The following is a 15,504-nucleotide window of genomic DNA, read 5'->3' as shown; positions in this document are numbered from 1 at the left end:
TATAAAAGCGAGGCTCATATCATGAGTGATGATTCAAAAGACAATAACGACAACGTCGACAACAGCGCAAATAACCCAACCAGCAATCAGCCATCAGTGAAAGTCACTGATTTGACGCCAAATAAAGGCGCGTTGGTAGGCAAAAAGACTGATATTCAAAACCCAGAGCTTTGGGAGTTCCCAATGAACTACCCTCTCAGCATCATTGGTCATGAAGGTGAGCACGAGAGTTTGCTCAATGAAATCAAGCTTATCTTGGGTAGCCAATTCCCTGATTTTGATTTGGCCTCTATCGAAGTGAAGCCTTCTAGAACGGGTCGTTTTCACTCAGCACGGGTCAATCTGTACCTAACAGCAGCTGAGCAAGTCAATACACTTTATGCCGCGCTTGATAACGCCAAGACGGTTCGCATGGTTTTGTAAATCGTTCAGACAGGTTTAGCGCCTTTTTGGTCCAAGTCGTCACTCATACGGGTGGCGATTTTTTGTAGTTTGATGTACAATCTGCGCCCGAATTATTGCTGCCATGATTAGCGTTATTGGTCGACAATAACCGAGAGAATGAAAAGCAAACGGCTGCACTATTTTTACAAAAATTTTATTATTGACCGCATTTGCGTCTAACCCTTATCCCATCGTCCTTTGCCAAAATTTGGACTGCCTACAACCTTGTAGCAACATAGTTTTATCCTAAAATCAATATAGTATTTTCAGAATTTTCCCGCTATATTGTGCCTACCAATTAACAAACACGCTATATGTAGTACTCAGTGATTTTAATCGTCACTACGAGTAGTGGTAGCTTTTTGCCTAAAAAACAGCTAGCACAACCCAGCATAATAGCGTTATAAAGAATGTCTGCCGCTGCTTTGGCGCGCGACATCACAATAAGCAATCAAAATAGAGGCCAGCATGACACATATTGATAAAATCCAAGTAACCAAGCGTGATGGACGTTTAGAGCCTATTGATTTAGACAAAATTCACAAGGTAATCGCGTGGGCGGCTGATGGTTTAGAAAATGTGTCAGTATCACAAGTTGAGCTAAAGTCGCACATTCAGTTCTATGAAGGTATCAAGACTCGTGACATTCACGAAACCATCATCAAGTCGGCCGCTGATCTGATCTCTGAAACCACACCTGATTATCAGTACCTCGCTGCGCGCTTGGCCATCTTCCATTTGCGTAAGATTGCGTACAACAGATTCACGCCGCCGCATCTGTATGATCATGTAAAAAAACTCACTGACGCTGCCAAATACGATCAGCATATCCTAGCGGACTACAGCCGTGCTGAGTTTGATGAGTTAGAAGAATACCTTGATCACTGGCGCGATATGAATCTTGCCTATGCCGCTGTTGAGCAAATGGCAGGCAAATATCTAGTACAGGATCGCGTGAGCAAGACTGTCTATGAGAGCCCGCAGTTCTTATATATGCTCGTAGGTATGTGCTTGTTTAGCCAATACGACAAGTCAGATCGTCTTGATTTCGTCAAACGCTTCTATGATGCGACCTCAGAGTTCAAAATCTCACTACCGACGCCTATCATGTCAGGTGTGCGTACGCCATCGCGCCAGTTCAGCTCGTGCGTATTGATCGAATGCGGCGATAGCTTAGACTCTATCAACGCAACCACTAGCGCTATCGTACGCTATGTGTCACAGCGTGCTGGTATCGGCATCAATGCAGGTCGTATCCGCGCCCTTGGTAGCCCTATTCGTGGCGGTGAAGCACAGCATACTGGTTGTATCCCATTCTACAAATTGTTCCAAACGGCTGTTAAGTGCTGCTCACAAGGCGGCGTCCGTGGCGGTGCTGCAACATTGTTCTACCCACTATGGCATTTAGAAGTTGAGTCATTACTGGTACTCAAAAACAACCGCGGCGTCGAAGACAACCGTGTCCGTCATATGGACTACGGCGTACAGTTAAACAAAACCATGTACACGCGCCTGATCAAAGGTCAAGACATCTCGCTATTCTCACCGGGCGACACCCCAGGTCTATATGATGCGTTCTTTGAAGATCAAGACAAATTCGAAGAGTTATACACCAAGTACGAAAATGATCCTAACGTACGTAGCCGTCAGATCCCAGCCGCTGATTTGTTCAGTCTAATGATGCAAGAGCGCGCGAGCACTGGTCGTATCTATATCCAAAACGTCGATCATTGCAACACCCATAGCCCATTTGACGCGACGGTTGCGCCGATTCGCCAGTCAAACCTATGTATGGAAATCGCGCTACCGACCAAGCCACTTGATAACATCAATGACGAAGAAGGCGAAATCGCCCTTTGTACGCTATCAGCGGTCAACTTGGGTAAAGTCGACAACGTCAGCGACATCGAAGAGCCAGCCGAGCTAATCGTCCGTGCGCTTGATGCCCTGCTCGACTATCAAGACTATCCAGTAAAAGCCGCTCAAAACGGCAGCATGCGTCGCCGTACGCTCGGTGTGGGCGTAATCAACTATGCGTATTACTTGGCTAAGAATGGCGCACGCTACTCTGACGACAGCGCGCTTGGTCTAACTCATCAGACGTTTGAAGCATTGCAATTCTATCTCTTGAAAGCGTCAAACAAATTGGCAAAAGAGCAAGGCGCGTGCCCTGCGTTCAATGAGACCACGTACTCACAAGGTATCTTGCCGATTGATACGTACAAAGCCGACTTGGATAAAATCTGCCAAGAGCCGCTACATTTAGATTGGGAAACGCTACGCGGCGAGATCACTGAGCACGGTCTACGTAACTCTACCCTAACCGCCTTGATGCCGTCTGAGACCTCTAGTCAGATCGCCAACGCGACCAACGGTATCGAGCCACCACGTGGTCTGGTCTCTATCAAAGCCTCAAAAGATGGCATCTTAAAGCAAGTCGTGCCTGAGATTGATAAGCTAAAAGATCAGTACGAGCTACTATGGCAAATGCCAAACAATGACGGTTACCTAAAGCTGGTCGCTATCATGCAGAAGTTCGTCGATCAGAGTATCTCTGCCAATACCAACTACGACCCAGTTCGTTATGCTGGTGGCCGTGTACCGATGAAGATATTGCTAAAAGACTTGCTAAACGCTTATAAAATGGGTGTGAAGACGTTGTACTACCATAACACTCGTGATGGTGCGAACGATGCCCAAGCGGATATGGAAGATGATTGTGCTGGCGGTGCTTGTAAGATTTAGGTTTGCAGGAGAGGCTCTTTAAATAGAATTTCTGATGGATGGCGGGTTTGGCTTTTGGGTTAAGCTCGCTAATTAGGATTATGGAATATCATATGGAGTTGTGAGTGAAAGTATCTAATGATAAAAGCATTAAGATTCCTATTAATAATATTTATTTGAACGATAAGTTTGATCGTGAACCTGAAGTTCTAAATATTGTTGAGCTAATAACAAAAATCTCTGATCCTTGTACTATTGCCATAGATAGCCCATGGGGAACTGGAAAAACAACATTTCTCAAATTTCTTGAAACTGAATTAGGCAAAAAAGAGATTAAAGTCTCTTATTTTAACGCTTGGGAAAATGACTTTGGCCGAGACCCATTTTTATTAATACTTAATCACATTATCAAACAATTTTCGCAAGAAAAAGATATTGAAGAAATAAAAAAAACAGCTATCAAAGTTCTTAAATCAATTGCTGTCAACGGATCTAAAGCCATAGTTGACCTAGTCGCACCGATTGGTATAGGCAATAGACTAATTGAGATCTCAGAAGAAGCGATTTCAGCATTAGCAGGTGAAGTCTTTGACAACTTCACTAAGGAAGAAAAAGAGGTTAAGTTATTGCAAGATAAGTTAAGCTTATTGATCGAGAAGGATAATAAAATGGTTATCCTGATTGACGAACTTGACAGATGTAAGCCTAGCTTTTGTATTGAACTGCTTGAAAGAATTAAGCATATATTTGATACACCAAACATTATATTCGTACTAGGAACTGATCTAGAACAACTTGGAAAGGCCATTTCAGGTGTTTATGGCGAAAGTTATAATGGACAGAAGTACCTAGAAAGATTCTTTGATTTCGAAATTAACTTAAACACACCTGATTATAATAAGTTTTGGCAAAGCCTTTCTGAAAATTATACAGGTAAAGATAGTATAAAAACTCTAGACAATAGAGCAGATATTGAAGCCTACGGACTATGGTTTACTCAACATCTTCAGTTATCTGCTAGAGATGTTACTAGGCTATACACTAAATTCTATCTAGCTTCTTTATCAGAATATGCAGGTGAGAACTTACCCTTAATACTTTTACTATCTGTAGTTAAAAGTTATTCCAGAGAACTATTCAATAATATAAAGCTAAATACGTTTGATTTAGATGATCTTTTGGACTTATTAAAAATAAGAGATATCACTTTAGTTAATACTAATAGTGAGATAACGTCGAAAATACTTGTTCTAATTCACAACTTATTATTAGCCAATCAAAACGAAATTGAATCCCTTGAAGTAATAAAATTATTGTCAGAAAGCTTTACTAACTTAAATATGCAAGGTCTTTCTAAACAATTTATTGAAGGTTATAAAGATAAGGGTGAACTTTCAATAAATAATTTAGATTCTGTGTACAAGGCAGTAGATTTACAAGGTATTTCTCATAAACAATATGCTAATGTCGTATCATCCATACAAACTCATGTGGGACAAGCTACAATTACTTCTAGTAACTGATGACTTATATTCATGATCGTAGGATAAGTTAATAATAGTCTATCTTGCTTTACATCCCAAAATATTTAAATTTAATACAATAACAAATAAAACCTAATTTTCGTGCTAAAATTAGCCCTATATTTAGAGCTTAATTTTAATGGGGAATAGGTCATGCAACCAATATTTGCGACACAAACAGCCAGTATCTCAGAGCTAAAAAACAATCCCTCTGCCTTGATTAAACAGTCAGATGGTGAGTCGATTGCCATTTTAAACCACAACAAACCCGTGGCGTACTTGGTCTCATCAGACGTGTTTGAGCGCATGATGGAAGCGATGGACGATATGGCACTCAGCCAAACCGTAAACGCACGGATGAATGATGGGCAAACACCCATCAAGGTCACGTTAGATGACTTATAGTCTTGAGTTTCACCCGTTAGCGTTAAAAGAATGGAAAAAGATAGCGCCAAGTATCCAGCAGCAGTTTAAGAAAAAATTACAGCAGCGACTCTCAAACCCTCATGTGCCTGCGTCAAAGCTCTCTGGACACACTGATACTTATAAAATTAAATTACGCACCATAGGCTATCGTCTGGTATATACCGTCAAAGATGACGTGGTGGTGGTTTATGTATTGGCAGTTGGTAAAAGAGAAAACAACAAGGTATATGACAGTCTGGCGACGCGTCAGCCATAATCAAAACCTAGATAGAATTAAAACGACGGAGGTCATGTGCAATATACCGCAATCATCAAAGACGGTGGTTTGTTTATCCCAAATGTATTTTCAGACCTAAACGATGGTGGCTCGCATATCGTACAAGTCGAGGTTGATATTGCAGAGGTGCGTCAGCAGTTAGGTGTGGATGAAGCACCAAAGGCAGCCGTCACCAAAAAATCCGTGGCAAAAGCAGTCAAAAAGCCAGTATCGAGAGCAGCTAAAAAAGACTTAAAAACAGCAGCGGAAGAGTCTGATGTCAGCACCCTACGTAAAAGCGCACTTGATGAATTAGAAGCACTCGATGATAGTGAGCTGAGCGAGATATTCAAAGCCTATATGAACGATGGGCAAGAGTCGTCGCAGATATCACTAGAGAACCTCTAAGCTAAAACGCTATAATCCAAAAACGTGTCATAACATCAAATCAAAACCAGTCAAACCCATATAAATTAATAACCGTATCAATTATAAAGGCAGTCCCATGACTTACTCGATTTTTTCTCAAACGCCAAACAATGCGCTAAAAGAGCCGATGTTCTTTGGTCAGCCAGTCAACGTGGCGCGCTATGACCAACAAAAGCATCCTATCTTTGAGCAATTGATTGAAAAACAGCTGTCGTTCTTTTGGCGTCCAGAAGAAGTCGATGTATCCCGCGACCGTATCGACTTTAGCAATCTGTCCTCGCATGAGCAGCACATATTTTTGAGCAACCTCAAATACCAGACCCTACTCGACTCTATCCAAGGTCGTAGTCCAAACGTGGTGCTATTGCCGCTGGTGTCTATCCCTGAGCTTGAGACGTGGATTGAGACATGGTCGTTCTCTGAGACCATTCACTCACGCAGCTATACGCATATCATTCGTAATATCGTCAATGACCCAAATATTATCTTTGACGACATTATGCAAAACGAGCACATCTTAGGTCGTGCTTCTGATATCGCTCAGTACTATGACGAGCTGTATCGCAACTCACAGCTATATAGCTTGTATGGGCCAGGTACGCACAACATCAATGGCGAGCAAGTCACGGTTGATTTGAGATCATTGAAGAAACAAATGTACCTATGCATTATGGCGGTCAACGTCCTAGAAGCCATTCGTTTCTATGTCTCATTTGCTTGCTCATTTGCCTTTGCTGAGCGTAAATTGATGGAAGGCAATGCTAAAATTATTAAACTGATCGCGCGTGATGAGGCGCTGCATTTGACGGGTACGCAGCACATGCTGAACCTCATGCGTAACGGTCGTGACGATCCTGAGATGGTCGAGATTGCCGCAGAATGTTTCGATGAAAGCATTGAAATCTTCCGCAAGGCGGCTGAGCAAGAAAAAGAATGGGCAGGCTATTTGTTCAAAGACGGCTCGATGATAGGTCTCAACAAAGACATTCTGTGCCAATATATCGAATACATCACCAACTTGCGTATGGAAACCGTCGGCTTGCCAGCGGCGTTCCCGAACTCAAAGTCAAACCCAATCCCATGGATCAATACGTGGTTGTCGTCTGACAATGTGCAGGTCGCGCCGCAAGAGACCGAGATTAGCTCGTACTTGGTTGGTCAGATTGACTCTGACTTATCAGACAGTGATTTTGATGACTTTGAATTATAAAAGCTGAATTGTAAGAGCTTTGAGCTAGAAAGACTTTGTATGATAAAGGCTTGAGCGGTAGAAATTTGAAGTTATGAAATTTCTACCGCTGTAATCGTCTTATGGGTTAATAGTAGGGATAGTAATAGCATAAACATATCCCAATAGGATTAACGATGACTTGGGTAATGACCAGTAAAAAGCAGTTCTATCTACATGACGACGAGAGTCTGCTAGATGGACTGCTACGCACCGGACACGATGTCAACTATCAATGCCGCGAAGGCTATTGTGGCAGCTGCCGAGTCAAGCGCATTGCTAGCTCACATACGGTCGACTATCCATTTGACCCGCTAGCGATGATTGAAGAAGATGAAATCCTTCCCTGCTGTTGCCGTGTACGAGGGGTCATCTATATCAATCATGAATTTATTGAGAAGCCTTAGCAGAATAGTAAGAACTAAAGACTGGCCTGAACATTAGCTTTGATAAAATTTAACTCAATAAAAAAGCGCGCCCCTTTAGAGAAGGAGCGCGCCTTTTTGTGCAATTTAGCAATACACTTTATTGTGTTACAGAGTCTTGCTCGAAAAGTTTCATCAGCTCTTCGCGCATGCGATCACGCTCTGCTTCTGACATCATAGGTGCTTGTTGATCACCTTGGATACTACCGCCCATACCATCCATACTCTCACCCTGTAGAACGACAGGACGATCAATAGGCTCTTGTGCGGGACGCTCCTCCAGCATTATTTTTACTTGAGCATTTTTACCTTGGCGTAATATCTGGGCATTCAGCTCAGTTGTTGGTGGCTTGCGAGCGACATACTGAATCAAGGTATTTGCATCAGTCATCTCGACACCATCGATGGTTAGAATGATATCACCAACACGTAAACCACTCTTGGCAGCTGGGCTACCTTCAATCACATTTAGCACTTCTACACCTGTTGAAGTCTCTAGCTGCGTTGGGTCACGTAGCTGTGACTGAATCTCGATACCGAGCCAACCACGACTGACGCGACCATCTTTGATCAGCGCGTTCATTACTTGCTCTACCAATGATGTAGGAATCGCAAAGCCAATACCCATCGAGCCACCAGAGCGCGAGAATATCACCGTGTTGATACCCACCAGCTCACCACGAGCATCGACCAGCGCGCCACCTGAGTTACCTGGGTTAATCGCCGCATCCGTCTGGATAAAGTCTTCGAACTTATTGACGCCCAGTCCAGTACGACCAGTCGCTGAGATAATCCCTTGGGTTACCGTCTGACCAACCCCAAATGGATTACCGATAGCCAATGCCAAATCGCCTACACGTATCGGATTTTCGCGGAAACCAAGCGGTGTCAATCCCGTCATATCGACCTTAATCACGGCTAGGTCACTATCTGGGTCAGTACCGATAATTTTGGCGCGACTCTTACGACCATCGTTAAATGCGACTGTGATTTCATCCGCTTTTTCGATGACATGCGCATTGGTCACGATATAACCGTCTTCTGATACGATCACACCAGAGCCTAAATTGGTATTGCCCTGCTCTTGTGATGGGCCACCATGATATTCAAAAAACCGGCGCAATACAGGATCATCCATATAAGGATGCTCTGTCATCGTTTGTGTGGTATAGATATTGACAACCGACTGCGACGCACGCGCAACTGCATTATGATAAGAAGAGATGGGCGCTGGCGTGTCTGCCACTGGTGCTGAGGCTTGCTGCTCAGCTGGCGTGGTTCTCGGCGGCTCCCACGTGGCCTCCGACGTCGACTTCATACTCGTGAACAACCAGATAAACGCTACTAACACTAGCAGCAATAAGACCCAAGGTAACCATTTTAATAAAGACGCCTTGTTATTGGTGTTCTGGGATGACGACATATAGAACCTCTATAAATTTAATGCAGACGGACAGTGAGAAATAAGGTGAGAAAACTGCGACTATTCGGCCATCATGGCTTGATTAGGCGATTAACAGCCAGAGCTAGGCAGACTCACATGTATAAATTATAACCGCAATGCCGTGAAATAGTAACGTATCGTGTACCATTTCAGTTATCCATCTTGTCTACTCTTTTACAGTGCCATGTTAAAATCACCGCTATCAGACATTTGCGATAGATAATGGTCAATTATTTATCTCTTATCAGTCTCCGTCTTTAAATAAACTTTTTTGAAGCACTATATTTGAATAATAATGCATTACTGCAAGGCAATAACAATAAGGAAATCTAATGACCCAAAATACTACTGAACCTTCGACCAAAAGTATCAGCGCACAAGCATTGACGCAATTTTGTGATGAGTATCTATTTGCTAGTGCGTTCAAAGACTACGCGCCAAATGGCCTACAAGTAGATGGCGGTCGTCCAATACAGCGTATCGTCACAGGTGTGACTGCGTGCGAGGCGCTGATTGATGCAGCTATCACTGACAATGCCGATGCGATTATGGTCCATCACGGCTATTTTTGGAAAGGAGAACCTGCGCCTATCACAGGTATGAAAGGTCGACGTATCCGCAAATTGATGCAACATGGCATCTCTATGATTGGCTACCATTTACCGCTTGATGCACACCCCGTGATTGGTAACAATGCAAAACTGGCAGACGTGCTAGATATGACGATTACTGGCGCTCTCTACCCCAACGAATCACACCCTGTTGGTAATATCGCCACTTGCACACCGCAGAGTGCTGATAGCCTGATCGCAAAGATTACTCAAGCGCTCGGTCGTACCCCACTACATATTTCGTCTAATTATGAACATCACTCTGATAATAATGCGAAAACGACTGCCAATAGTGAGAGAGTAATCAAACGTGTCGGTATCTGTACAGGCGGCGCCCAAGATATGATCGAACAGGCTGCCATTATGGGCTGCGATGCATTTATCTCTGGCGAGATCTCTGAGCGTACCACGCATATTGCTCGTGAGCTGGGTATTGATTATTTTGCCTGCGGTCATCATGCGACAGAGCGCGGTGGCATTCAGGCATTAGGAGAAATAGTCGCCCAAGAATATAGACTGCCAGTTACCTTTATTGATATTGAAAATCCGGCTTAGTACTGCCCATGTATCGCCAATAACATAGCCATAATTAGGAAAAAAGTAATGGGCTGAATAAATAGCAATTATAGGCGCAATTTTGGCAGTTATTGCAAGAGTCATTGATAAGTTTGTGACCAGCACGCGTATAACATGGCTAAATTTAACCGTTTATATCGCAATTGTTAAGTTTTATCGCTTTTTTCTTAACTCCACTTGAATAATGCAAGCAGTAACCGCATATTACTACCTGTAAGAAAGAACGTTTTGTCATGAAACTTCCCATTATTACAGCTTCCGGTTATGGCGCTAAAATAATGCTGGCGGTTATCTGAAACTTTATTATGCTCTGTGAGCAATGAAATTTTGGAACGTCGCTAGCCAAGACACGATGTATACACTCGATATTTGGTTTATACCGTGTTTTTATTTTTAGTGTCGCGATGACAGTTTTGCACCACCTTTTTGATAGTATATTTTTATAAGCTATCAAATATGGTTGAGCTGCTTACCCTCATTGCTGGACAATTAACTTTAGCAGCTAGCCACCTTACTACTAATCACTCAAGGTGTCGTTAGTTATTAAAGTTAGCATTACCAAAGCAGATGTATATATTGATCTAAACGGCCAATCATTACCTCACCGCTTTGCTTGATGTCGTTGTCTCAATAACTTACTCATGACCTTACCTATGTTTGATATATAGTTGTTTGGCCATTAGCCATATTGTGTTATCGATGAAGGAATCATCTGATTTACATCCTTCTTATAGTCGTGCGTCCAGATTTTGAGACGACTGTTTTATGCTTTTATTTTGAGCATATAAGCAACACATCGATAGCGGGCTGACCCATAAATCCACATCGCTAACTCTTAGAGAGAGCATGCTAGTGGCGCTATAATCAAGCAAGATGACTGGTACTTATTTTATTCAAAAGTATGATGTCGTCTGAAATGCTGTATTGATACATGCCAAATGATGTGCATGTATTTTTACGCGTTTTTGCGGTAAGAAGGATGGCTAAAATCAGGAGACATCCATGCAACGTATTACTTATCGTGTCAAAGTATCTGCGCAAGGTGCCAAACGTCGTATTTCTCATTTACTGCGTCCATCTAAACGCCTACTTAACACCAAAAGTAACATCGTTTCATCTACCCCTACTGCGTCGGGTCGTTTTGCCAGAACCAAGAAGCTGGCACAAGTATCCAGTATCGCTCTGCTCTCTTTACCTGCACAGAGCCTAACGACAATGGATACAAAGGTACCAGCCTATGCCAATGTCATGCTGGAAAACACTTTGACCATTGCCGCTGTCCCAGGTGATAGTACTTATTTTGCCACTGATGGTTTCCAACATGGCTTTGGTTTTGATCTCGTGCGCACCTATGCAGACGAGCTCGGTGTGGATATCAATCTGAAAGCCTATGCCAATGAAGAGGCTGCACTTAAGGCCTTGAGATCAGGTGACGCTGATATGGCGTTGACCACGGCTAGTACCAAACTAAAAAGCCAGCTCAATCTATCGTCTATTAATGTCAGCTGTGGCTACGACTCAAGCTTGACTAAAAACGGTCTGCATCCAAAAGTCAGCTGGACGTTCAGCTCACCTAATGATCCACTGTCCAAAAAAGCCAGTTACTTCTTGTGCGATAGCATCAAGCTAAAAAACACACAGAAATTAGCGGCATTCTACAATCAGAATTTGCTAAAAGACGCTTATAGTCAGGATCATTTCCAAAAAACACTGACAGAAAAACTGCCTGATTATCAGTCTTCGTTTGAAGAACAAGCGCGCAATTACAATCATGATTGGGAATTGTTGGTTGCTATGGGTTATCAAGAGTCACATCTTGACGCCAATGCGGTATCTCCGACTGGCGTACGCGGTCTTATGATGCTGACCAATAACACTGCAAAGGCCATGGGCGTGTCAGACCGTGTTGATCCCTATCAAAGTATCGGCGGCGGTGCTCGTTATCTGGAGCAGATGAAAGCAGATTTCGCGGATGTTCCCAAGACTGATCGCGTCTGGTTTGCACTTGCTGGTTATAATATGGGTCCAAATGCGGTGAAAAGTATTCAGCGCAAATTACGCGCCCAAGGCATTGACGACAAGAGCTGGGCGAATGTTTATGCGTACTTGGCGGACAACAAAGCATCAAATAGCCGTTATGGCCAAGCGATGCACTATGTCAGCAACATCAGAAGTTATCTTGAATCTATCAAAACTCAAACTGTCTAGTTAATAGATGCCATTAGATATCAGATATATTAAGACACCCAATTTTTACGTAAAAAAAAGCTGCTCTATATAAGAGCAGCTTTTTTATGCGTTACGATTTATATTAGCGATATGTATGTATATATCATTCGATAATACGCTACTTATTAACGATTAGGAACAGTCAAACGCTGACCACGTTGCAACATAGTATCAGCAGCGATATTATTCATCTCAGCCAATTCTTGGGTTGATACACCATATTTACGAGCTAAACCAATCAAGCTATCACCTGAGCCAACCGTGTAGCTCACCGTCGCTTTTGGCACTTTCAGAGTTTGCCCGCGCTGCAGTTGAGCATTTGTTGCCAAGTCATTGGTCGCTGCCAAATCTTCTACAGAGATACCAAACTGACGTGCTAAGGCAATTAAGCCATCGCCAGATTTGACTTTGTAATTTTCAGTATTGCCCAATTTGGTACCCGTACTTGCTGTGCTGCTATTTTTACTACTGCTAGCAGAACTGCTACTACTCTGACTGCTGTTGCTTTGACTACTAGTAGAAGCCGAAGAACTTGCCACGCTACCGCCCGCAGGAATAGTGATGGTACGACCTAATATCAAGTTAGAAGTCGTGCTCAGGTTATTTGCTGAGGCTAAATCGCTCAAGCCGATATTATAGCGTTTGGCAACACCCGTTAGTGTATCACCTGATTTTACTTTATAACTGACGGCTTTATCATTCAGTTGGCGATCAACTAACTCTTTTGAAACCGGTACTTTAATCGTTTGCCCACGTTGTAGGCGCGCTCTTGCATCAAAGTTACTGTTTACAGCAGCAATCTCTGCTGCACTAACACCCACGCTATTGGCAATACCGATCAAGGTATCACCTGATTTTACTTTATAACTGGTGGTCGCTACTGAGCTTGTATTACTAGCGTTGCTAGCACTGCTAGAGCTTGCGGTACTTGCTGCATCAAAATTAGCGCTAGCAGGTACTTTTAGTGTTTGACCCACATACAGCGAGCTTGTGGTACTCATGCCATTTAAGCTAGCTAACGTGTCTGTCGATACGTTAAATTGACGCGCCAATGCAATCAGGCCGTCACCCGGTTTTACTTTATAGTTCTTAGTCGCCGTGCTTGATTTACTCGGTCTAGTAGATGGTGCTGCAGGTGTTGTGGCAGGAGCTTTGACCTTACCAGGTACTAGCCAGAGCTTTTGTCCTCTGAGCAGATCAGCACGGCTACTGAGATTGTTGTAGCTGGCAAGCTGTGTCACTGATAAACCAAAACGGTTAGCCGTACCAATAAGCGTGTCGCCACCTTGTACAACATAGCTTTCAGGCTGATTGGTGGCTGGGTTACTGGCAGCGCTTAGCGGCTCGATAGTTTTGGCGTTATATAGATATAACGTGCTGCCAGATAGTAAGTTGGCACTGGCATCTATTTGGTTCCATTCTGCGATATCACGCCAGTTTACCCCTGCACGGCTCGCGATATTCGATAAAGTATCGCCACGTTTGACCGTATAAGTGGTACGCGTGCCCTGTGGTTTTGGTTTACTAACTGACGTTTTAGCAAAGCTCAGCTTTTTCTCTTCACCGCTTGCTTCCAAGATAGACTGCTGCGTCTGTACGGCTGATAGGTTGATGTTACCATCTGCATTAATAACGTTGGTCTCAGAGGTATTGCTACGAATTTGGTTGGCAATGAAGTCGCGCTCTTCTTTGCTAAGCGGTGGTTCTTGGACAATCGTATTATTCTGAGTAATCTGAGCTGAGGTAGTCGGTAGACTGTTGCTGCTCTTGAGCTCAGCATTGATTTTTTTGGTTTCTGCATTGGTTATTGGCGGCTCGGTACGTACTGAGGCATTACCACTATAGACAGAGCTGCTAGTCGTTTGAGCAGACGGTGAGATATAGCTCGTTGTTTGCTGAGGTACGCTTGCGCTGGCAGCATAATCAGCCAATGCGCTACTGCTGGATGGCAATGACGACGAAGTGTATGGCTTGCTATTGTAGCTTGGCATCGTTGTGGTTGGGGTACTTGTATTGCTAGAAGCCAATACATTGCCTGTGCCATTACCACGCAATAGGCTCAGTTTGGCATCAGCATTTAAGCTAACATCGTTAGGAATGATAACGCGCTGTGGACCAGAGGAATCCACACGACCTGAAGTCAATGCTGTATTGAGTCGCTCTAACTCATCATAACTCACGCCTGTAAGCTGTGATACTTCAGACAAGCTCACACCGTAGTTGACCGGCACACTACGGAAATGCTGACGGTTAGCGATAGCTGGTAGATATACACCATACTGTTCAGGCTTGGCCACAATTTCGGCTACTGCCAAAAAGCGCGGCACATAATTCATGGTTTCAGTTGGTAGTTGCAGTGACCAGTAGTCTGTTGGTAGTCCACGTGCGGCATTGGCATCAATCGCTTTTTGGATACGACCAGGTCCTGCATTGTAGGCGGCTAGCGCCAGCTCCCAGCTACCAAACTGATTGTGTAGCGCGGTCAAAAAGTCGTAAGCGGCACGCGTCGATTCGATAACGTCACGGCGACCATCGTAGGTGCTGCTTTGATTCAGACCATAGATACGACCCGTACTTGGGATAAACTGCCATAGACCTGCCGCTGCTGCACTACTGGTACCACTTGGATCGTACGAGCTTTCGATAACTGGTAACAACGCCAGTTCTGTTGGAATGTTGCGGCGCTCAGCCTCTCGTACCGTATGGTAAATGTAGCGACTGGCACGCGCCGTCAAACGGTTTAGATAGTCTTGTCTGCTGGTAAACCAACTCTTTTGCCCTTCGATACGCTGATTATAAATCGGCTTACCGCCGTTCATACGATAGCCAGCACGTAAACGATTCCATAGGTCACCATACTGCTGAATAGCAAGTTGGTTGCCCTCCACCATCGTCATGTCAGTGGCTTCTAATAGATCTGCCAATTCATCCAGACTCTCTGCATCCAAAAATGCAGTTGAGTAATCCGCACTACCCGTAGTCGCCCCTTGATTAGCAGGACGCTTGGTAATAACAGCTGAGCTATTGGTTGCACCTTTATTTTTTACTGTTGAGGTGTTGCTACACGCACTGATAAGTAAAGTTGATACCGCAAGCGTCAATGGTAACGCAACAAACGAGCGAGATTTTGATAGCACAGTAGACATGATATTGGAAGTTTCCTAACGACAGAAAGTGATAAGACAAAGT

General features: G+C 43.7%; 12 protein-coding genes. 10 read left to right on the top strand and 2 right to left on the bottom strand.

Annotated elements, in window-relative coordinates; genetic code table 11:
• Positions 1-132 precede the first annotated feature (132 nt).
• The 8 genes from QO189_RS02265 to yfaE all read left to right on the top strand — a co-directional run bounded on the left by QO189_RS02265 (position 133) and on the right by yfaE (position 7,437).
• Complete coding sequence (locus QO189_RS02265) at positions 133-423, top strand: YbeD family protein (RefSeq protein ID WP_371531456.1); 291 nt, start codon at positions 133-135, stop codon at positions 421-423.
• Positions 424-912: 489 nt separating this feature from the next.
• Entirely contained in the window at positions 913-3,189 is a 2,277-nt protein-coding gene (gene nrdA, locus QO189_RS02260; protein WP_371531325.1) for a class 1a ribonucleoside-diphosphate reductase subunit alpha, read from the top strand.
• A 104-nt stretch (positions 3,190-3,293) separates the two neighbouring features.
• Positions 3,294-4,691, top strand: a complete 1,398-nt coding sequence (locus tag QO189_RS02255) for a P-loop NTPase fold protein (RefSeq protein ID WP_371531324.1) — start codon at positions 3,294-3,296, stop codon at positions 4,689-4,691.
• A gap of 153 nt (positions 4,692-4,844) precedes the next feature.
• Positions 4,845-5,096 carry a type II toxin-antitoxin system Phd/YefM family antitoxin gene (locus QO189_RS02250; RefSeq protein ID WP_075102948.1) on the top strand — a complete coding sequence of 84 codons (252 nt, stop codon included), beginning with the start codon at positions 4,845-4,847 and terminating at the stop codon, positions 5,094-5,096.
• Positions 5,086-5,373 (top strand): type II toxin-antitoxin system RelE/ParE family toxin, encoded by a 288-nt coding sequence (locus QO189_RS02245; protein ID WP_071001399.1) that lies wholly within the window; start codon positions 5,086-5,088, stop codon positions 5,371-5,373. Before QO189_RS02250 ends, QO189_RS02245 begins: the two co-directional genes overlap by 11 nt.
• A 36-nt stretch (positions 5,374-5,409) precedes the next feature.
• Positions 5,410-5,781 (top strand): hypothetical protein, encoded by a 372-nt coding sequence (locus QO189_RS02240; protein WP_371531323.1) that lies wholly within the window; start codon positions 5,410-5,412, stop codon positions 5,779-5,781.
• Between the two features lie 97 nt (positions 5,782-5,878).
• Positions 5,879-7,012: a class Ia ribonucleoside-diphosphate reductase subunit beta gene (gene nrdB / locus QO189_RS02235; RefSeq protein ID WP_201600993.1), complete on the top strand. Its 1,134-nt coding sequence runs from the start codon at positions 5,879-5,881 to the stop codon at positions 7,010-7,012.
• A gap of 155 nt (positions 7,013-7,167) precedes the next feature.
• Positions 7,168-7,437 carry a class I ribonucleotide reductase maintenance protein YfaE gene (yfaE, locus tag QO189_RS02230; RefSeq protein WP_201547354.1) on the top strand — a complete coding sequence of 90 codons (270 nt, stop codon included), beginning with the start codon at positions 7,168-7,170 and terminating at the stop codon, positions 7,435-7,437.
• Between the two features lie 118 nt (positions 7,438-7,555).
• Here the strand turns inward: yfaE and QO189_RS02225 are convergent, their stop codons facing one another.
• On the bottom strand, positions 7,556-8,878 hold the full coding sequence (locus tag QO189_RS02225; protein WP_371531322.1) for a S1C family serine protease: 1,323 nt from the start codon (positions 8,876-8,878) through the stop codon (positions 7,556-7,558).
• 353 nt (positions 8,879-9,231) lie between these two features.
• Here QO189_RS02225 and QO189_RS02220 point away from each other — a divergent pair, with 353 nt between their 5' ends.
• Together QO189_RS02220 and QO189_RS02215 are read left to right on the top strand one after the other, a co-directional pair.
• The gene (locus tag QO189_RS02220; protein WP_371531321.1) at positions 9,232-10,065 is read left to right on the top strand and encodes a Nif3-like dinuclear metal center hexameric protein; all 834 of its coding nucleotides are present in this window, start codon (positions 9,232-9,234) and stop codon (positions 10,063-10,065) included.
• A gap of 1,023 nt (positions 10,066-11,088) precedes the next feature.
• Positions 11,089-12,294: a transglycosylase SLT domain-containing protein gene (locus QO189_RS02215; RefSeq protein WP_371531320.1), complete on the top strand. Its 1,206-nt coding sequence runs from the start codon at positions 11,089-11,091 to the stop codon at positions 12,292-12,294.
• Between the two features lie 146 nt (positions 12,295-12,440).
• Here QO189_RS02215 and QO189_RS02210 read toward each other — a convergent pair whose 3' ends face one another.
• A complete protein-coding gene (locus QO189_RS02210; RefSeq protein ID WP_371531319.1) occupies positions 12,441-15,461 on the bottom strand; it encodes a LysM peptidoglycan-binding domain-containing protein in 3,021 nt (1,006 codons plus the stop codon).
• Between the last annotated feature and the right edge of the window lie 43 nt (positions 15,462-15,504).

It is taken from the genome of Psychrobacter sp. Arc29, from assembly GCF_041431175.1.
Taxonomy (GTDB): Bacteria; Pseudomonadota; Gammaproteobacteria; order Pseudomonadales; family Moraxellaceae; genus Psychrobacter.
This window is presented reverse-complemented; position numbering and strand designations above follow the sequence as displayed.